Here is an 18,946-nt window from a genome sequence, read left to right as displayed (position 1 = left end):
CCCGGAGGGCTCGCCGCGCTGCGGGCCGGGACTAGAGGATGTCACCGGACGGCACCGCACCGAGCAGGTCCTGGTCGGAGTGCGCACCAGGCTCGCCGAGCAGCAACGCCGGGCCGCCGCCGTCGGCATGTCCGAGCTGCGGTACGCGCTGCGCGGACTCTGCTGCACGGGCGACGGCCCCGCTGCGGCGCTCGCCCGCCTCGACGCGCTGATCTGCGAGCGGGGCGGCCGCCGGATCGCCAGGGTGCTGTGCGCCCTGCTCGACCCGGCCGCCCGCAGTCTCACCTGGAGCGCAGCCGGGCACGCGCCCCCCCCGCCCTGCTCCGGGGCAGGGCCGCCGAACCGGCCGACGGGCCCACCGGCACCGTCCTCGGCACGCTGCCCGAGAGCCGCTACCGCGACACCGTCCAGCCACGGGACCCCGGCGACACCGTCCTGCTCTGGACGGACGGCCTGCTGAACCGCCGCGACGCCGACACCGGCCGCCCCGATCGCCTGCTGCGCGCCGCCGAGGAGTACGCCGCCCCCGATTCCGTCGGCCCCGACCTCGGCGCCCCCGGCTCTGGCGCCTTCGACCTCGCCGGGCTGCCCGACCACCTCGCCGACCGGCTCGGCGGTCCCAACCCCGGGGACGACAGCTGTCTCCTCGCCGTCCGTCTGCGGCCCGGGCCGGAGTTCGTGCGTTAGTCCGCGCCCGGACGGGGAACCCGGACGGGCGGACCGGGGGACGGGCGCGCGAGGAGGCAGGACACCATGGACGGACGGCAACGGCGGACGGCGGCAGCGGACGGGCGGGCGCGGCGGCGCGGTCCGCTGGCGCGCAGGGTCGCGTTCGGGCTGCGCAGCCGGGCCCTGGAGGCCACCCGGGGCGCCCGGACCAGGACGGTCGTGGCGCTCGGGCTGCTGTCCGTGGGCCTGCTCGCGGCCGGCCTGCGGACCACGACCGCGCCGCTCGCCCTGGCGGTCACCGGCTGCTGGGCCCTCGTGCTCGCCCTCGCCGCCGCGGTGCTCCGCGCATGCGCGGGGGAAGCGGTCGCCGAACGGCCCGGCCCCGGCCGTCAGCGCCGGGCCGGCAGCGCCCGGTAGCTGCTCCGGTGGCACATCGCCGGCCACTGGCGCTCGGCCGCTCGGCGGCACGCGGTGCCCGGGCTTCGGCGTGGCGCTTCGGCGCGGCGAGGTCGGCCCGGGAGGCCGGTCGGGCGAGCGGTGCGGCCGGTCGGCCGGTGTGCCCGGCAAGGCCCCGTCAGCGGGTCAGCCGGCCCCCGGCAGCCGCACCTCCAGATGCCCGGACAGCACCCGGGTCTCGAACACCGGCTGCGGCGCGGTGGCCGGGCCGGCCGCGACCTGGCCGTCCCGGAGACGGAACTCGCTGCCGTGCCACGGACAGCGCAGGCAGCCGTCGGTCATCGTGCCCTCCGCGAGCGGGCCGGAGAGGTGGGAGCAGCGCTCCGCGAGCACGTGGCAGCGCTCGCCCTCCCGGACCACGACCACTGGCACCCCGCCCGCCGTCCTGCGCACGGGTTCGTCCGGGGGGAAGTCGTCGACCGGCCCGAGACCTACCCAGTCCGCGGGCGCGAGCCGGGGTACGGCGGCGGTCCGGTCGGGACCGGCGGCCTGGGCGTAGGCCAGGTGACCGCCGAGCGTGCCGCCGACCGTGACGACGCAGAGGCCCGCCAGCCCGAGCAGCCGGCCCCGGGCGCGGTGGCCCCGGCAGCGGGCCAGCAGCGAGCCCCCGTACAGCAGCACACCGACGGTGTTGGCGAGACCGTGCACCAGGCCGGTACGACGGCGCGGCGGGTCGAGCCGGGCCCAGTCCACCCAGCCGGCCAGCGCGGCCGGGGCGGCGCCGAGCAGCCCGACGGTCACCATGGCGTCGGCCGGGCGCCGGGCACCCGGGAGGAGGTCCAGCAGCGCGGCGGACGTCCAGCAGCCGATCGGCACCTGGACCAGCACCGGGTGCAGCGGGTGCCCGAGCCACACGCCGTGCAGGACGTCGCGGTACGGGCCGAGCGGGAGGGCTTCCACGGCGTCGGCGAGCGGGCCGGCCGGGCGGTCGAGGACCTCCCAGTGCGACGGCGCGTCGAGCGCCCGCCGGAGCCGGCGGGACCACCGGTCCGCGCGCAGGGAGGACGGGTTCAGCAGGGCCGAGCGATTCACGGCGGTCAAGGGGTTCAGGGGACTCAGGGGAGCGTTCATACCGGGCGGCTTGCCGGGGCGGGACGGGCGAAACCCGCGGCCGGGCACAACGCCAGGGCGCGCGAACGGCGGGCGCGGTACGGCGACCCGGGTGAGGAGTGACGGCGCGGCGGGGAGCGGGAGCGACGTGGTGGAGCCCCGGGCGGTGGACCCGGGGCTCCGGTCGTGGGCGGGTCGCTCGCACGGCGTGACGGCGTCGGCGGCGGGCGGCTCCCGTTCCGGGTCCTGTCCTGCCCGGACGGCGGGTTCCGGCGGTCCGCCGCCGGTGCCTCGGCTCCCGCAGCGGTCCGCCGGGGGTACGGACGGACGACATCGGGCGGGAACGGCCGCGCTCGGTCGGGCTCCGTCCGTTCGTGCCCGTGCCGGCCGTGCATCGCCACGGCCCACGACCTTCGTCTCACGCTCACCAGTGCCTCCCGGTCTGCGGGGCGGACGCCGACGTCCACCGCTTTCGCGCGGCTACCCGCAGCCGGTCGGCTGAATCCCGGATGGGGGCCCGGATACCGGGTACCCGCAGCGGTCCGGGGGCCCGGGCGAGGACGGCCCGGGCCCGGGAAGACCCCCAGGAGGCAGCCGTGAACCACCACACCAAGGTCCTTGCGATCGTGACCAACCACGGCGTCGAACAGGACGAACTCCTCGTCCCGGTACGGCATCTGCGCGACGACGGCGTCCACGTCGACATCGCCGCCCCGAGCCGGGACGACATCCGCACTCTCGTCGGGGACGAGCAGCCCGGCGAGACGGTGGAACCGACCCACACCCTCGACGAGGTGGACGCGGCCGACTACGACCTGCTCCTCGTCCCGGGCGGCACCCTCAACGCCGACGCCCTCCGGACGCACCGGAAGGCCGTCGACCTCGTCCTCGCCTTCACCACCTCCGGCCGCCCCGTCGCCGCGATCTGCCACGGTCCGTGGCTGCTGGTCGAATCCGGAGTGGTGTACGGCAAGGAACTCACCTCCTACCCGTCGCTGCGCACCGACCTCGCCAACGCCGGCGCGAACTGGACGGACGCCGCGCTCGTCACGGACGACGAGAACGGCTGGCGCCTCATCACCTCCCGGACGCCGGCCGACCTCGACCAGTTCCTGCGGGGGATCGACGCGGCGCTCAAGGTGCGGGCCGCGACCGCAGACCGGGGCTGAGGCTCCCGGCCGGCGCGGGGCGGGTCTGCGGGCCCTGGAGAGGGTCAGGATGCAGGGCCTACCGGCCACGGCGATCCGCGCCGTGGCGTGGCCGAATGCCACGCCCGAATCCTGTGACTTTCCGTGACCGTTTGTGAGCGTCGCGAGGCCCGGTGCACCCGCCCTCCGGGAACTGGCTGACCCCGAGGACTCCCCGATGATCCGGCTTGTACGCTCGTAAGGAACAGCTCGGATTCTTTGAAGGGGGAGCCCGGTGCGCGCCCGTCGCTGGACAACTGTGGCCGCTGGAGTCGTCACGCTGAGCAGCCCGGCGGTGGCGTACGCCCGCGGCGGAGGCGGTAGCCACGGGTTCGGTGGCGGTGGCGGCGGGGGCAGCCACGGTGGCGGCGGTGGCAGCCATGGCAGCGGCTTCCACGGGACCGGCGGAGGCTTCGGCTTCGGCTTCGGGGCCGGTGGCGGTGGCTTCGTCTCCCTCCTGGTGATCGTGGCCGTCCTGCTGTTGATCATGTGGATCGTGTACCGGCGCCGGAAGTCGGCGCAGGCGGTCGGTCTGAACACGGTGTCGGACCGTACGGCGCACCGCTCGGACGCCCAGGCGCGCGAGCGCGCCGCCCAGGTGGGGGCCCGCGTCGACGCCATCGCCGACACGGACGCGACGTTCGACCGCACCGCGCTCGAGCGCCGGGCCGTCTGGCTGTACGTGACGGCCCAGAACGCCTGGACCCGGCACGACCACACCACGCTGCGGCAGGTCCTGACCCCGGTGCTCTACGGCAAGTGGGCCGACCAGCTGCGTGACTACGCCTCGCGCGGTGAGGTGAACGTCGTGGAGATCGTCTCCGGCCCGACGGTCGAGCTGGTCGACGTTGCGAACCGCGCGGGCGAGGAGAACGACACCGTCACCTTCCGGATCACCGCGACGCTCAGGGACTACGTACGCCGCGGCGACGGCCCGGACGCCGTGCGCAAGGACGACTCGACGCGCCCGGTCGAGTACTGGACGCTGCGCAAGAGCCCGGCCGGCGAGTGGATCGTGTCCTCGGTGGAGCAGGCGGCCGAGGGCGCGCACCACCTGACCAACGCCATCGAGACGGACGGGTGGGACCAGAAGGACGTTGCCCGCGAGGCGGTGCTCGAGGTGGCCGGCAGGACCGCGGTCAAGGGTGCGGGCGACATCCTGTCGCTCACCAACATCTCCTGGAGCACGGACGCCGACACCGCCGCCGGCGACCTGAGCGTGCTCGACGGGCGGTTCGACCGGGCGGTGCTCGAGGTGGCCGTGGAGCGGTTCCTCGAGGAGTGGGTCATGAACGACGGCAGCCTGGACTTCACGCCCGTCCGCACGGCGGACCGGACCGTCATGCGCGATGCCGTCGTCAGGTCGGTCACCGTCCGCTCGCTGGTGTCCCGCGAGCCGATCGTCTTCCGCGTCGCGGTCGACGCGGAGGGCGTCTACTACGAGGTCGACCGCCGCACCGAGCAGGTGCTCCGCGGCGACGCCCGCGCGCGCCGGCCGATCACCCTCGCCGTCGACCTCCGGCTGGACGACACCTCGACCAAGGCGTGGACCGTGATCGCCGCCGAGGTGCGGTAGGCGCAGCCGGCGGCTGTTCTTATCTTTCGCTTAGAACGTTCTCCCATCGTGTCGTTCATGATGATGCAACGTGCCGCAGTCGGATCCGTCGTCCTCGTCGCCGTCGCCCTGACGGCCACCGTCGGGGCGGCCGAGGCCCCCGGCCGGGCCGCCGCCCCGGTGTCGCCCGGCGGGGTGACGCCCGGCGGGGTGACGCCCGGCGGGGCGTCGCACGACGGGGCGTCGCACGACGGGGTGACGGACAACCTGTACATGTCGCTCGGCGCGTTCGAGGACGCCACGTCCGGCGCGGATCCGAAGGTCAAGGCCATGATCGACCGTGCGGACATCGGCGGCGTACAGCTGGTCGTGCCCTGGAAGGCCGTAGAAGGGAGCAAGGGGGAGTACCGGTGGTCGCGCCTGGACGACGCCCTGAGGTACCTCCAGGAACGGCACAAGCAGCTGTTCGTCCAGGTCCAGGACCGGTTCTTCGACGTGGCCTTGACGGACGCCAACGTCCCCCAGTACGTGAAGGACGAGGGCGGGGTCGCCCCGACGGTCGACGAGAACCCGGACAACCCCACCACCCACGGGGCCATGGTCGCGCAGTGGGACGACAGGGTGCGTGCGGACTTCCAGGCCATGCTGAGGGCGATGGCGGAGCGGTTCGACGGCAGGCTCGCCGCGGTGAACCTGCCGGAGACCGCGGTCGAGGTGGACACCGGGAACGACCGGACCGGGTACACCTCGAAGTCCTACGTCGACGCCGAGCTCGACAACATGCGCTTCGGCCGGAAGGTCTTCACCAGGACCCAGTTCGTCCAGTACATCAACTTCCTGCCGGACGACGACGACCACCGGCGCATGAAGGAGATGTTCGACCTCGCCAGGGACGAGCGGATCGGCGTCGGAGGACCGGACACCCTGCCGGACCGGAAGTACCAGATGGCGAACTCCTACAAGTTCCTCCACGACTACAAGGGCGCCCTGCCCCTCGTCGCGATGGCCGTCCAGGAACCCGACGTCAACGCGCTGGACCCCAGGACCGGCAAGCCGTACACCCGCGAGCGGTTCACCGGCTTCGCCCGCGACTACCTCGGTGCGCGCCAGCTGTTCTGGACCACCGAGGCGGGCTGGCTCCGGACGCCCCCGGCCTGACGGCCGACGGAACCGACGGAGCCGACGGAGCCGACGGCCGGTTTGACGGGCGCGGGCCCGATCGTGGTCGGAGCGGGTGCGGTAGGGTGACGGACGCTGAATACGACGCATACGACTGCGAGCCAGGGAGGTGAGACCCATTACCGGAATGTCCGAGCGGGTGCTCCCGGAGCGCGGCCGTGCGGGCGCACCGCGCGCGTAGCGCGGGCGCACCGACGCGGGGTCGGCCCCAGCGGGAGCCCTGACGGAGTCCTCCGTTCTCCTCCCGTCCTGCCCAAGGGGTTTCCTTTGTCGGTCTTCGCCTCCACCGCCCTCCGTTCCTCGGTCGTCTCCCGACTGCGCGCCGCCGGTTGCGTGTTCGCCGAGGACGAGGCCCGGATCCTGCTCGGCTCCGCCGTCACCGCCGCCGGACTGGCCGCCATGGTCCGGGCCCGCGCCCAGGGCCGACCGCTCGAACACGTCGTCGGCTGGGCCGAGTTCGCCGGTCTGCGGATCGCCGTCGACCCCGGCGTGTTCGTCCCGCGCCGACGCAGCGAGTTCCTGGTCGCCGAGGCCGCCCGACTCGCCGGCCCCGGCGCCGTGGTGGTCGACCTGTGCTGCGGCAGCGGTGCCCTCGGCGCCGCCGTCGCGGCCGGCGTCGGCCACCCGGTCGAGCTGTACGCCGCCGACCTCGACCCGGCCGCCGTCCGCTGTGCCCGCCGCAACCTGGCCGGGACGGGCGCGCGGGTCTTCGAGGGCGATCTGTTCGCCCCCCTGCCCGACGCGCTGCGCGGGCGGGTGGAGGTGCTGATCGCCAACGTCCCGTACGTACCGACCGCGGACATCGGGCTGCTGCCGCCCGAGGCCCGGCTGCACGAGGCCCGGCCCGCGCTGGACGGCGGGGCGGACGGGCTGGACGTGCTGCGCCGAGTGGCCGCGGCGGCGCCGGAGTGGCTGGCGGCGGGCGGGGCACTGCTGTTCGAGACCAGCGAGCGGCAGGCGGTCGGCGCGCTGGCGGTCGCCCGGGCGGCGGGCCTGGCGGCGGTGGTGAGCCGGGCGGAGGAACTGGACGCCACGGTGGTCACGGCGACCCGCCGCTGAGTCCGGAACCGGCCGTCCGGCCACCGTACCCCCGTGACGGTGGCCGGACGGCCGGTCAGATCCTGGCGCCGTACACGTGGTCGACCGGGATGGTGAGCAGCACCCGGCGGTCGGCGACCATGGCCGCGCGGTACTCCGCCCAGTCGGGGTGCTCGCCGGCGGCCCGTCGGTAGTAGTCGACCAGGGCGTCGACCTCGGGCCCGTTCGGGTCGGTGCCCGGGCCGGTGAGGGTGGCGGTGCCCTCGGCGGTGGCCCAGGAGCGTCCCTCCGGCCCGGTCACCTCCAGGCTGACCCGCGGGTCCCGGCGCAGGTTCGCGGTCTTGGCCAGCCCCTCCCGGGTGGAGATCAGGATGACGTTCGCCTCGCGGTCGTAGAAGGGCAGCACGGGGGAGAGCTGGGGCCGCCCGTCGGCCTTGATGGTGGCGAGGATGCCGAGGCGGCTCTCGGCGAGGAGCGCGTACGGGTCGTGTGCGGTGGCGGTCATGGGAGCAATCATCGGGCCTCACACCGGTGTGAAGGTCAAGGCCCGCCAGGCGTGTTGCGCCATTGACGCCCGGGGAGACCCAACGGCTGCGCCAGGACGTGATGGTGTGGTGGGAGCGGCTGTGCGGGACGGCCGACGGCTTCCGCGACCACCCCGACCACGACCCCCGGTGGCGGGCGCCGGAGTTCCTGAACCTCGCCCACGCGGAGCTGATGGCGAGCCCGACGGACCTCTCGCGGGGCGGCTACGGGGACGGGGCGCATCCGTGAGCGGGCGGCGGCCGGGGTGGAGAATGTTCAGGCGCCGACCGACGTACGGACGGCGGCGGCGGCGAGCGCGGCGGCCGTCCGCCGGACATCCGCCTCCGTGGTGCGCCAGTTGCTGAACGCCGCGCGCAGGGCGGGCAGTCCGGCGTAGCGGGTCGGGGTGAGGAAGGCCTCCTGGGAGAGCTCGGCGGCGAGGGCGGCGAGGCGCTCCGGGGTGGGGTCGTCGGCGAGGGTGAAGCAGACCACGTTGAGGCGGACCGGGGCGAGCAGCCGCAGGCCGTCGATCGCCCCGATCGCCTCGCCGAGCGCCTGGGCACCGGCGATGCAGCGCTCCACGATCTCGCGGTGGCCGGCCCGGCCGTAGGCGCGCAGGGTGAACCAGGCGGCCAGCGCGCGCAGGCGGTGCGAGTTCTCCGGGGTCAGGTGCACCAGGTCGGGGTGCTCGCCGATCGGCCCGAGGTAGGCGGCGGCGTTCTGGAAGACCCGGGCCTGGAGGTCGCGGCGGCGGGTGAACTGCACGGCGCTGTCGTAGGGCACGTTGAGCCACTTGTGCAGGTCCACGCAGACCGAGTCGGCGAGGTCCAGCCCGGCCGCCAGTTCCGCGTGGCGCGGGGAGAGCGCGGCGAAGGCGCCGAAGGCGGCGTCCACGTGCAGCCAGAACCCGTAGCGGTCGCGGAGCGCGGCGATCGCCCGCAGGTCGTCGAAGTCGACGGTGTTCACGGTGCCCGCGTTGGCGACCACGATGCACGGGCCGTCGGCCTCGGCGAGCGCCCGCTCCAGCGCGGCCACGTCCACGGCCTCCCGGTCGGGCAGGGTGGGGACGGCGGTCAGCGCCGTACGGCCGAGACCCAGGACCGACAGCGCCTTGGCCACGCTGGAGTGCGCGCTGCCCGACAGCACCCGCACCCGGCCCAGCGCGGCGACCCCGTCCTCGGCCACGTCCACCCCGAGGCGCTCGCCCAGCCACTCCCGGGCGATCGCCAGGCCCACGGTGTTGGACTGGGTGGCGCCGCTGACGAAGGTGCCGCTGTGCGCGGGGGAGAGCCCGAACAGCTCGCGCAGCCAGCCGACCGTCTCCCGCTCCAGGTGCTGGCCGGCCGGGTCGAGCGAGGAGTTGGAGTTCTGGTCGGCGACGGCGGTCAGCCAGTCGCCCACCAGCGCGGCCGGGGTCGCCCCGCCCGTCACGAACCCGAAGTAGCGCGGCCCGGCACTGGCCGACAACCTCGGCTCCCAGCGCTCGCCGAACTCCGCCAGGGCCGCCCGCAGCCCGCCGCCGTCCTCGCACAGTGGCTCCGACGGCGTCGGCCGGTCGGCCTGCCGGGGGATCACCGGCCGGTCGTCGAGCCCGGCGAGGAAGCCGGCCGCCCGTTGCCGGGCCTCCTCCAACAGGGCGGGCAACTGGTCCAGGTCGGCGGCGAGTTCGCGGTGCATGGGGGTTCTCCGTTGATCGATGGTCAGGCCGACGCTAGTGGGGGACGGAGAGGGTGTCGCGGGCCAATCCGGGGCCGGTGGCCTGGGCGCTCGGTCCGAGCGCCCGCGAAATCGGGGGCTCGGGTGGTGGTCGGCGGGCTAGTGTGCCGGTATGAATCTCAGCGGCTTCCCCTTCACCGCCACCGACTGGAGCCAGGTCCGCGAGGAGCGCAAGCCGGGCGAGAGCGGTGAAGTGACCAGTCGGGTCCAGCAGTTCGGCGCCGTGCGGGTCCGTCGGGTGGACTACAGCCCCGGGTACGTCGCGGACCACTGGTGCCGCAAGGGGCACGTGCTGTACGTCCTGGAGGGCGAGCTCGTCACCACGCTCGACGACGGCCGCGTCGTGGTCACCGGAGCGGGCGGCAGCTACCAGGTGGCCGACGACGCCGAGGCGCACCGCTCCAGCGCACCGAACGGCGCCCGTCTGCTGATCATTGACTGACTGACTGACTGACTGACTGACTGACTGACGCGAAAGCGATCGCGGACACGGACACGGCGCCCCGAGTTCCACATGCTCAAGTGAGCTTCGGCGGTGGCGAGTTGCCGGTCAGGGGCGGGGCGCGGTGGCGATCAGGTCGGCGACGGCGGCCCGGAGGGCGTCGTCCTCGGTGAAGGCGCGCCAGCCGGCGGAGGCGGTGATGCGTTCGTCCCGGAAGGGCACCTGGGCGAGGACGGTGGCGGCGGGGTGGACGGCCGGTCCGCCGATCCGGGTCAGGTGACGGACGGCGGCCGGCATCGCCGGGTGGTAGCGGCCCTGGAGGAGGGGATGGCAGAGGGCGAGCAGCGCCGGGACGGCGGTGGCGGTGTCGCCGGTCGCGGCCCACAGCGCGTGGGCGGCCTCGACGGCTGTCCACGGGTCCCGGTCGGCCGTCAGCTCGCGGAGGCGGTCCGCGTACGGGGCGGCGTGCGGGCCGAGGTCGGCGAGACGGCGCAGCGCCGGGTGCCGGAACCGGCCCTCGGTGGCGGCCGGGCCGATCACGGCGAGGGCGGGGCCCGGCTCGCCGCCGACCCGGTAGGCCGCCCAGGCGGCCAGGTCGGCGAGCCGGCCGCCGGTGGCTTCGGCAGTGGCGGCTGCGGCGACCTCGGTCACGGCGCGGGAGCGCAAGGCGTCATGGGCCGCCCCGCCCGCCGGGCCGATGCTGCCCAGGGCCGTCGCGGCGTGCATCCAGGTGGACTCGCCGTCGAGCAGGGCCAGCAGCTCCGGCAGCGCGGCGCCGGCGAGCGGCCCCCAGGCGGAGAGCACCTCGCAGAGGGAGGGGACCAGCTGTGGGTGGTCGGCGTCGCGCAGTCGGACGCGGATCGCGGGAACGAGTCGCTCCGCGTGGTCCTGGAGCGGGATCAGCACCTCGTGGAGCGCGGGCAGTTCGGGCCAGTGCGTGCTGCCCAGCCGGGAGCGGTACCCGGACGAGCAGGAGAAGCCGAGCGGGGGGCCGGTGAACCGACCGGTCAGCCGGTCGACGAGGGCGGCGACGCAGCGCTGGTCGCCCATCCGGGCCAGTGCCCAGACGGCCGCGTTGGCGACGGTCCCGCCGTTGCCGAACGCGCCGCCGTCATCGAGGAGTCCGGCCGCCGCGTCGCCGTGGGCGGCCGCATCCGGACCGAGACAGGCCAGCAACTCGGTGGCGCGGAAGCGGACTTCGGGGTCCGGGTCGGTCAGACGGGTGGCGATCCCCGGCAGTAGGTGGGGGGTGTGCGAGCGCCGATGGGAGAGCAGCCAGCCGGCCAGGGAGAGCGCGCCCGCGCGCTGCTCCGCGTCGGGGTGGTCGGCGAGCAGGCCGACCACGTACGGGGTGGCGGAGTCCCGGTAGAGGTCCGCCGTCCAGCTCTGCATCCCGAGGGCCCCGCAGCCCGCCGTGCCGGTCTCCCGCCAGAGCTCGACCCCCGGGTCGCGCAGTGCCGCCAGGACGGCGTCGAGGTGGCGGGGTGCGAGCGCGGGGTCGGTGGGGGCCAGGGCGTGGACGGCGGCCAGGCGGAGCTGGGGTTCGCGGTCCGCCAGCAGGCGGTGCAGCAGAGCGAGGGCCTCGGTGCCCCGGTCGCCGGTGGGCGGGCGGCGGGCGGCGTACCCGAGGGCGAGGGTGAGGTCCAGGCGGGTGGCCGGGTCCTGTTCGGCGTCCCACTGCGCCAGCAGGGCGGGCAGGGTGAGCTCGCCCGGGCTCGCGCACTTGCCGACGGCGTCGATCGTTGCGCGCCGGATCCGGGGCTCCGGGTCGGAGAGCAGCCGCAGGAGGTCGGGCAGCGTGCGCTCCCAGGACGGTCCCCAGGCCGGGTCGACCCGCTCCGGTGCGACGAGAGCGGCGGTGTCGGCCAGATAGGCCAGCAGCTCCAGGAGTTCGAGGCGGACCGGGTTCTCCGGCCGGGCGGCCAGGTCCACCAGGAACGGGAGCGTGGCGGGGGCGGCGGAGCAGATCCAGCCGCCCTGGTGGAAGACGGCGGCGTCGAGCTTCCCCGCGGCCTCGACGGCGTCCTTCCGGTCCGGCCCGGCGCAGCGGCGCAGCAGGCCGGGCACGTCCTGCGCGGAGCCGTAGTTGTGGCGGAGCCCCGCCCAGTCGATCGTGTCCAGTCCCTCCCACATGCGGCAGGACTCTACCGTCGGGGCAGTTCGGCCCGCCGGACCGCCCGGGAGGTCAGGGCGTAGAGCCCGCCGAGGCAGGAGAACGCGCCGCAGCCGAGGAACACCGGGGCCGCGCCCCAGACGCCGATGGCGGCACCGACCAGGGGGTAGCTGAGCGGGGCGAGGCCGACCATGGTGAGCATCACGACGGAGGTGACCCGGCCCAGGTAGGCGGGGTCGGCGGTGGTCTGGACGAGGGCGCCGTCCAGGGTGCCGAAGACGCCCGCGGCCAGGCCGACCAGCGCGGCGAGCACCGCGGCCGAGGAGAGGGCGGGGACCAGGCCCAGGGTGGCCGCTCCGACGCTGCCCAGCAGCAGGGTGACCGACATGGTCAGACCGGCCCGGGGCAGCCGGCCGACGACGGCGAGCAGGGCGGCCCCGGCGGTGGCGCCCGCGCCGAAGCAGGCGACGATCAGGCCGTAGCCGGACGGGCCCCAGCCGCGCTCGGCGTTGAGCAGCACCATGCCGACGTTGAGGGTGCCGGTCAGGCCGAGCTCGCAGACGGCGCCGGCCAGGACGAGCGGGCCGAGCAGCCGGTGGCGGCGGATGTAGCGCAGGCCGTCGACCAAGTCCGCGCGGGCGGTGGTGCGTTCGGCGGGGGTGGTGCGGGTGGTGTGCTCCGGGGGTGGAGCGAGGGGGCGGATCCGGACCGACAGCAGCAGCGGCAGCGAGACGGCGAACAGCACGCCCGCGACGGTGAAGGCCGCGGCCGGGCCGCCGAGACCCATGGCCACGCCGCCGAGCGGCGGCCCGGCGATCTGGCCCAGGCGCATCGCGAGGGAGCGCAGGCCGGTGACGCGGGCCAGCTGGTCGGGGCCGGTGATCCGGGGCGGAAGGGCGCCGACGGCGGGGACGAACAGGGCGTCCACGGCGCCGAAGACGAGGGCCACCGCGACCAGCAGCCAGAGGGCGGGCGTGGTCAGGGCGATGGCGGCGGCGACGGAGAGGATCAGCAGACAGCGCACTGCGTCGCTGGCGAGGATCGTCCGGCGGGGATCGAGCCGGTCCGCGACCACCCCGCCGCCGAGCATCAGCACCGCCCGGGGCAGCGCCCCGGCGGCCATCACCAGGCCGACCTCGGCCGGGCCGGCGGCTCGCTGGGCGGACCAGCCGAGGGCGAGGAAGTAGACGCTGTCGCCGACCAGCGACGCGGTGTAGGCGGTGAGCCAGCGCAGCACGTTGGGGTCGCGGTGGGCGGCGGTCCCGGTGGCAGTGGCAGTGGCGGCGGCGGCGGTGGTGGCGGGGGCGGGGGCGGACGGGGGCGTGTCCAGCGTGGCCATGGCGGGGCTCCGAGGGGTCGGGTGGGGGTGGGGTGGAGCCGGTGGGCGTGTCACGGACGGAACGGGAAGCCGTACACGTGAACGGCCACGTGCTCGCGCCCCTCGGCCGCGCCGGCCGCGCGGGCCGCCTTGCCACGCTCCCGCCAGCGGCGGCCGAGTTCCTGCAACTCATCGCTCAGCTCGGCGAGTTCGGCGGGCGTGAGGTCGAGCAGCCACTCGGTGCTGAACGCGGCGTCCGTCCACTCCGAGCCCCAGGCGGAGGTCTGGTCCAGGTAGGTGCGGTACTGCGCGACCCGGGTGTCGACCAGGCTGCGGGTGACGGTGCCGACGACGGCCGCGCCCTCCGGCGTGCCGGCGAGGTCCGACTCGCGGAACCCCCAGCCCTCCTCCGAGGAGACCTGCCACCAGCGTTCCCGCCCGTCGGTGCTCTGCGTGGCCGCCTCGGTGACGAAGCCGTGCTCGGCAAGCTTGCGCAGGTGGTAACTGACCAGCGACGGCGCCTGGTCGACCTGCTCCGCGAGCTGCGAGGCGGTGGCGGTGCCGGCGGCGTAGAGAAGGCGGTAGAGCTGCATGCGCAGCGGGTTGGTGAACGCTTTGAGACGGGAGAGGTCAGTGATCCGCTCCGGCTGGGGCTGGGGCTGGGGCTGGGGCTGGGGCGGTTCGGGAGCCTGGGGCATGACTCCACCGTAAGTCCGAAAGAAAAGTTGCGCAATGAAAACTGCGAAAGGAAAGTTTCCGGCCTTCGTCCGCCGCGATTGCGCCGGACCTGGGAGCCGGGATCGGAGAAGACGCTGTGTGAGTGCGCGCGGATGAACTCCCCCCGGGGCATCGGCCGCGTGGTCGATGGCGGGCCGGTGCCGTCAACCGTGGCAATATTCGCGGCCGAAGTTCCAGGGTCCCGTCCGGGGAGGGGACGGACCCGGTGTCAGCGGGGGAGGGTGGGGACGGCGCCGCACTCGGCGAGGTCGACGTGGACGCCGGGCAGGCCGCGGGACCAGGCGGTGGCGATGGGGGTGAGCCGGGCGCGGGGGAGCGGGTCGGGGCCGAGGCCGATGGGGAAGTGAGTGCGGCCGTCGCGGCTCCGGTAGGGCTGGGGCCAGGCGTGGAGGCGGGTGGCGCCGGCTTCCCCGAGGGCCGTGAGGAGGCTGCGCAGGCGCCCGCGGGCGGGGCCGACGGACTCCCGGTCGGCGGTGACCACGGCCCAGGCGGCGTGGCGGCGGTGCAGCGGGGGAGGGGTGAGCAGGGCGGGCCAGGGGTCTGTGCCGGCGGTGGTGAGCTCCCAGGCGCGGTAGAGCTCCTCGGTGAGCAGGTCGCGGGTGTCCGGGCCGACCTGGGCGGTGCAGCTGCGGACCGGGGCGGAGGGGGTGAGGACGGTCAGCGGGGCGGCCGTTTCGGTGCTGAACTCCCCGGTGAGGGAGACGGGTTGACGCCAGTCCCAGGAGGCCCAGGTCTCGGTGAAGCGCTGGAACAGGTCGTCCCCGTCGGGGGTGTCCTGCAGTGGTTCCGGCGCGTCGAGGACGGTTCGGGCGGCGAGCACCGACCAGGCCAGCGACGGCAGTTGGCCGAAGGGCGCGCCGTCCAGGCCGCGGGCCCGGGCCCAGGACTTGACCTGCCGGGCCAGCCGGACGAAGCGCGGGTGCCGTTCGCCGAGCGCGGAGAGGATCGCCTCGGCGTCGGTGACGGCGCTCAGCGCGACGGCCGCCGCCTCGCCCGACTCGGCTCGGCGGGCGACCGCTTGGGCGGGGTCGAGCGCGCCGGTGAACACCACGACGAGGTCGACGGTCAACCCGTCCGCCTCCAGCCGCAGTCCCGGCACCCGGGCGCCGCGCACCTCACGAACCTGGCGGGCTTGCGGCAGGGCGGCCGCGACCCGGGCCAGCACCCCGGGCAGGTCGGCCGGACCGGGCAGCGCCGCCATCAAGTCCAGGTCGCCGCCGTCCAGCTGGCAGCCCAGCCGTCGGGAGCCGACCAGGTGGACGACTCCCTCGGGCAGCGCCGCGGCCAGCCGGCGGGCCAACGCGTCCGCTCGGGAGGTGCGTTCAGGTGACTCGGGCTGGAGCCGGACCGTCGGCTCCTCCGGCAGCACCCGTACCTCGCCCGTTCCCAAGGTGACCACCGCGCGCGGGCGCATCGGCTCCTCGCCCCGCCGGGAGAGCACCACCAGCTCGCCCACCCGGGCGTCCGTCCCGCGCAGCCGGGCGGCGCAGTCGGCGGCCACCCGCTGGGGGTCGTCGCTGCGCCCCAGGCTCAGGTGCGGGGTGTAGCCCTCGGCGCGGCCCCGGCAACGGGGGAACCGGCGTTCCAGGGCGTGCCGCAGCGCCGCCCAGGGTTCGGCCGTGGCGGCAGCCGGGTCCAGCCAGACCGTGGCGTCCTCGCGCCGGCCGAAGGTGTGCACGCCCTCCAGCCGGGCGCTGAACGGGGCGACCCCGGCGGCGGCCGTGCCGAGCAGCGGCAGGGCGCGGTCGAACTCGGACTCCGGTACGAAGCCGAACAGTAGGTTGACGTGCGGGGGCCAGCGGTGCAGCTGCGGGTCGTGGGCGGCGCGCAGCTGCTGGATCGGCGGCCACAGCTCCTCGGGCGGCAGCCAGGCGACGGCGGTCCGGGCGGTGGGTGCGGCGTCGAGGGCCTCGGGTGCGGGGGAGCTGCCGAGGGCGAGGTCGACGGCCACGCCGTAGTGGTCGGAGGGGTGGAGGCCGTCGGCGCTCGGGCGGTCGCCGAGCAGGGTGGCGGCGGTGGCGCGGGCCCGGTCGGAGCGGTACAGGACGCGGTCGATCCGGCCCGGGCGGCCGGTGAGCGAGGAGACGGCGGCGAGCGGGTTGGCGGTCGGGTCGAAGGTGGGGGTGTCGTCGGCCGGGCCGTGCACCTCGGTCCAGGCGTCCCGCAGGCCGAGTGCGGCGGCGGGCCCGGCCGGGCCGGTGCGGGCGTCGTTGAAGTCGCCGAGCAGCAGCAGTTCGCCCTCGAGGCCGGCCAGGCCCTCGGCGAGCCGGGCGAGTTCGGCCTGGCGGCGGGCGGGGCCGTCGGTCGAGTGGTCGCTGCTGAGGTGGACGTCGGCGACGGTCAGCGGGGCGTCGGTGGTCCGCACGGTGACGGCGGTGACGGCCTTGTGCGGGCCCAGGGTGTGCCGCCCCGCCTCCAGCACCGGGAGGCGGCTGAGCAGCAGCAGTCCGTACTCGGGCACGTCGCGGCCGGACGGGTCGGTGCCGAGGACGTAGCGTTCGCGGACCCAGGGCTCGGCCAGCAGCTGGACGACCAAGGCGGGCTCGACCTCCTGGAGCGCGATGACGTCGGCGTCGGCGGCCGCCAGCTCGGCGAGCAGCAGCGGCCGACGGCGGGCGGTGGCGATCCGGTCGGCGTCGTAGCGGTCCCACAGGGTGTTCCAGGTGACCACGCGCAGGGTGTCCGCGGTGGTTGTGGCGGCTCGGGTGGCCGTGGTGGCCGTGGTGGCCGTGGTGGCCGTGGTGTCGGGCCCGGCGCCGGCCCGGTGGTGGGGCTGCCAGCCGCCGTCCGGCCGCCAGGCGTACGGGGTGGCGGCGGTGAAGAAGGGCGCGGGCAGGTGGCGCGGTTCGGCGCGGTGCCCGGCCTCGGTGGTGTCCAGGACGTCCACGCCGGTGCCGCGGTCCCACACCACGACGCCGTCGGCCTCGACCCAGTACACCCGGTGCCAGGGGATCTCGCCGGAGGCGGTGAAGGCCTCCAGCGGGATGCGCTCGGTGCGGTCGTCGCGCTGGCGCACGCCCAGGACGAACCGGGCCGGGTCGAAGCGGGCGTCCCAGCGGATGCGCTGGCAGACCTGTTCGATGGGGCGCATCAGTCCTCCTCGGAGTCGAGCGAGCCCGCCGTGTCCTCCACGGTGCCACCCGGGCCGACGTACCAGGTGCGGTGTGCCTGTCCGGGGTAGGGCGGGCTGTAGCGGTGCAGTTGGGCGGTGAGCACCTCGGGCGGTACCGGGTGCGGGCGGACGGCGTTGCGGCGCAGCAGCTCCTGTTCGCCGACCAGCAGCACCACCTGGGTGAGCAGGGCGTCGCGGCGCCGGGCGGTGCCGTGGACGTGGGAGCGCTGCTCGCGGTTGAGCGAGGTGGCGTCCCAGACGACGGTGGCGGACGGCTCGGCCAGGGCGCCGTCCAATCGGGCCAGGGCGGTGCGCAGCACATCGGGGTTGTTGCGCTGGTCGGCGCGCGAGCCGCGGGCGGCGCGCAGGTCGTCCAGGCTGATCCGGGCGGAGACGCCGGGCAGGGCGGCGGCGAAGGTGCTCTTGCCGCTGCCGGACGGGCCGCTCAGGTGGACCAGGCGGGGGAAGCGGCCGTCGCGCCAGCGCCAGGTGGCGGCGACCGCCTCCTCGACGGTGCTGATCCGGCCGAGCGCGTACGCTTCGCGGGCCTGGGCCCAGCAGCGGTCGGCTGCGTCGGGGCCGTCGGGGCCGTCGGCGGCGAGGTCGGCCAGGGCCTCGCGCAGGCCGGTGCGCAGCCAGGCCAGCGGGTCGGCGCCGAGCAGTCCGGCCTCCTCGGCGTGCAGGGCGGACCAGGCGACCTGCTCGCGCTCGGCCGGGCCGGCCGCGGCGGCCGCGGCCACCGCGTGCAGCACGCCTAGATCGGCGGCGCTCGCGAGCCGGACCAGTCCGGTGCGGCGCTCGGCGTCCGGGTACGGCTGCTGCAGGCCGGCGTGGAGGCCGACCAGGTCGGCGACCCGGCGGGCCAGGGGCAGGCCGAGGCGGTCGGCGAGCCGGGGGGCGAGCGACTCGCGGCGGGCGGTGCGCAGTGCGGTGGCGAGCACGCCGGCCAGGCGGGCGTCGCCGGTGCGGCCGAGTTCGTCGAGCCGGGCGGAGACGTCGGCCAACTCCTCGGCCCGGCGGTCGGGTTCGGGGTGGCGGTCGGGGCCGGGGTGGCCGCCGAGTTCGGGCAGGCCGCCGAGTTCGGGCAGGCCGCCGAGTTCGGGCAGGCCCAAGGAAGCGGCCAGCAGCGGGAGTTCCGGCACGCGGCCGGAACGCACGTCCCAGAGCGCGGCGGCTGGCCCGAGGCCGTTCTCCACCACCGCGGCGTGCATCCAGTGGGTGTCGGTCCGTACGTGCTGCGGGCGGACCCACTTGGCGACCCGCTCGCCGAACTCGCCCCGGGGGAAGCCCCGGACGGTCCGGACGACGTAGCCCTCCTGCCGCTCGAGGTCCAGGCGTAGGGCGCGCAGAGTCCGTTCGTCGTAGCGGCCGCGCCAGAGCACCCGGGGGGTCGGCACGCCGAGGCGGCGCAGGAAGCGCACGGTGGCGTCCCAGTCCAGGCAGTGGTCCAGGTGGGTCCAGACCGAGAAGCCGTAGAACCAGCTGTCCAGCTCGGTGTACGGGATGGAGTGCCGGGCGAACAGGTTCTCGCCGCAGATCCGCCAGCCGTCCGGGATGCGGGCGCCGACCCGGTTCTGCAGGCCCTTGACCCAGGCCCGGGAGGGGTGGTGGGCGGAGTCCAACGAGCGGGCGTGCAGGCCGTCGGGGTAGAGCGTGGTGTTCTCGCCGTCCATCTTCTCGGTGACGACGACCTCCGTGCCGGCGAGGCAGGAGACGTCCCCGGCCCGTACGTCGTCCGCCGCGGCCCCCGGTGACCAGGGGAGATGCGGCGTCCGAGGGTAGTGCACTCGCATGTCCGGCTCCCTGAACGACCTTGATCCGGCGCACACTGTAGGAGCCGGTGAGAGG

Annotated in this window: 16 protein-coding genes and 1 pseudogene; 9 read left to right on the top strand and 8 right to left on the bottom strand. The window is 75.5% G+C overall.

Annotated elements, in window-relative coordinates:
- Positions 1-127: 127 nt before the first annotated feature.
- The 3 genes and pseudogenes from ABTY61_RS06565 to ABTY61_RS06555 form a co-directional block, all read left to right on the top strand.
- Positions 128-253 (top strand): annotated as a pseudogene (locus tag ABTY61_RS06565) (hypothetical protein); the annotation flags it as partial.
- Positions 250-687, top strand: coding sequence for a SpoIIE family protein phosphatase (locus ABTY61_RS06560; RefSeq protein ID WP_350503804.1), 438 nt, complete (start codon positions 250-252; stop codon positions 685-687). The pseudogene ABTY61_RS06565 and the gene ABTY61_RS06560, both read left to right, overlap by 4 nt.
- Before the next feature lie 66 nt (positions 688-753).
- Positions 754-1,086 (top strand): hypothetical protein, encoded by a 333-nt coding sequence (locus tag ABTY61_RS06555; RefSeq protein WP_350503803.1) that lies wholly within the window; start codon positions 754-756, stop codon positions 1,084-1,086.
- A gap of 165 nt (positions 1,087-1,251) precedes the next feature.
- Here ABTY61_RS06555 and ABTY61_RS06550 read toward each other — a convergent pair whose 3' ends face one another.
- The gene (locus tag ABTY61_RS06550) at positions 1,252-2,157 is read right to left on the bottom strand and encodes a Rieske (2Fe-2S) protein (protein WP_350503987.1); all 906 of its coding nucleotides are present in this window, start codon (positions 2,155-2,157) and stop codon (positions 1,252-1,254) included.
- A 614-nt stretch (positions 2,158-2,771) separates the two neighbouring features.
- On the opposite strand from ABTY61_RS06550, the gene ABTY61_RS06545 reads away from it, so the two are divergent.
- The 4 genes from ABTY61_RS06545 to ABTY61_RS06530 all read left to right on the top strand — a co-directional run bounded on the left by ABTY61_RS06545 (position 2,772) and on the right by ABTY61_RS06530 (position 7,155).
- Positions 2,772-3,344, top strand: coding sequence for a type 1 glutamine amidotransferase domain-containing protein (locus ABTY61_RS06545; protein ID WP_350503802.1), 573 nt, complete (start codon positions 2,772-2,774; stop codon positions 3,342-3,344).
- A 253-nt stretch (positions 3,345-3,597) separates the two neighbouring features.
- Positions 3,598-4,938, top strand: a complete 1,341-nt coding sequence (locus tag ABTY61_RS06540) for a TIM44-like domain-containing protein (protein ID WP_350503801.1) — start codon at positions 3,598-3,600, stop codon at positions 4,936-4,938.
- 57 nt (positions 4,939-4,995) lie between these two features.
- A complete protein-coding gene (locus ABTY61_RS06535) occupies positions 4,996-6,075 on the top strand; it encodes a hypothetical protein (protein WP_350503800.1) in 1,080 nt (359 codons plus the stop codon).
- 288 nt (positions 6,076-6,363) lie between these two features.
- Positions 6,364-7,155 carry a putative protein N(5)-glutamine methyltransferase gene (locus ABTY61_RS06530; RefSeq protein WP_350503799.1) on the top strand — a complete coding sequence of 264 codons (792 nt, stop codon included), beginning with the start codon at positions 6,364-6,366 and terminating at the stop codon, positions 7,153-7,155.
- Positions 7,156-7,210: 55 nt separating this feature from the next.
- Here the strand turns inward: ABTY61_RS06530 and ABTY61_RS06525 are convergent, their stop codons facing one another.
- Positions 7,211-7,639, bottom strand: a complete 429-nt coding sequence (locus tag ABTY61_RS06525; protein ID WP_350503798.1) for a PPOX class F420-dependent oxidoreductase — start codon at positions 7,637-7,639, stop codon at positions 7,211-7,213.
- A 62-nt stretch (positions 7,640-7,701) separates the two neighbouring features.
- Here ABTY61_RS06525 and ABTY61_RS06520 point away from each other — a divergent pair, with 62 nt between their 5' ends.
- The gene (locus tag ABTY61_RS06520) at positions 7,702-7,908 is read left to right on the top strand and encodes a hypothetical protein (RefSeq protein ID WP_350503797.1); all 207 of its coding nucleotides are present in this window, start codon (positions 7,702-7,704) and stop codon (positions 7,906-7,908) included.
- Between the two features lie 27 nt (positions 7,909-7,935).
- Here the strand turns inward: ABTY61_RS06520 and ABTY61_RS06515 are convergent, their stop codons facing one another.
- Positions 7,936-9,336 (bottom strand): pyridoxal phosphate-dependent decarboxylase family protein, encoded by a 1,401-nt coding sequence (locus tag ABTY61_RS06515; RefSeq protein ID WP_350503796.1) that lies wholly within the window; start codon positions 9,334-9,336, stop codon positions 7,936-7,938.
- 151 nt (positions 9,337-9,487) lie between these two features.
- Between ABTY61_RS06515 and ABTY61_RS06510 the strand changes: the two genes are divergently transcribed.
- Positions 9,488-9,817, top strand: coding sequence for a DHCW motif cupin fold protein (locus ABTY61_RS06510; RefSeq protein ID WP_350503795.1), 330 nt, complete (start codon positions 9,488-9,490; stop codon positions 9,815-9,817).
- Positions 9,818-9,925: 108 nt separating this feature from the next.
- Here ABTY61_RS06510 and ABTY61_RS06505 read toward each other — a convergent pair whose 3' ends face one another.
- The 5 genes from ABTY61_RS06505 to ABTY61_RS06485 form a co-directional block, all read right to left on the bottom strand.
- Complete coding sequence (locus tag ABTY61_RS06505; protein ID WP_350503794.1) at positions 9,926-11,950, bottom strand: HEAT repeat domain-containing protein; 2,025 nt, start codon at positions 11,948-11,950, stop codon at positions 9,926-9,928.
- Positions 11,951-11,961: 11 nt separating this feature from the next.
- On the bottom strand, positions 11,962-13,269 hold the full coding sequence (locus tag ABTY61_RS06500) for an MFS transporter (RefSeq protein WP_350503793.1): 1,308 nt from the start codon (positions 13,267-13,269) through the stop codon (positions 11,962-11,964).
- Between the two features lie 50 nt (positions 13,270-13,319).
- Positions 13,320-13,946 (bottom strand): ArsR/SmtB family transcription factor, encoded by a 627-nt coding sequence (locus ABTY61_RS06495; RefSeq protein WP_350503792.1) that lies wholly within the window; start codon positions 13,944-13,946, stop codon positions 13,320-13,322.
- Between the two features lie 248 nt (positions 13,947-14,194).
- Complete coding sequence (locus ABTY61_RS06490) at positions 14,195-17,077, bottom strand: RNA repair domain-containing protein (protein ID WP_350503791.1); 2,883 nt, start codon at positions 17,075-17,077, stop codon at positions 14,195-14,197.
- Entirely contained in the window at positions 17,077-18,891 is a 1,815-nt protein-coding gene (locus ABTY61_RS06485; RefSeq protein ID WP_350503790.1) for an RNA ligase family protein, read from the bottom strand. Before ABTY61_RS06485 ends, ABTY61_RS06490 begins: the two co-directional genes overlap by 1 nt.
- Between the last annotated feature and the right edge of the window lie 55 nt (positions 18,892-18,946).

The sequence above is a fragment of the Kitasatospora sp. NPDC096128 genome, assembly GCF_040303105.1.
GTDB lineage: Bacteria > Actinomycetota > Actinomycetes > Streptomycetales > Streptomycetaceae > Kitasatospora.
Note: the sequence above shows the minus strand (reverse complement) of the source record. Positions and strands in the feature narration are given on the sequence as shown.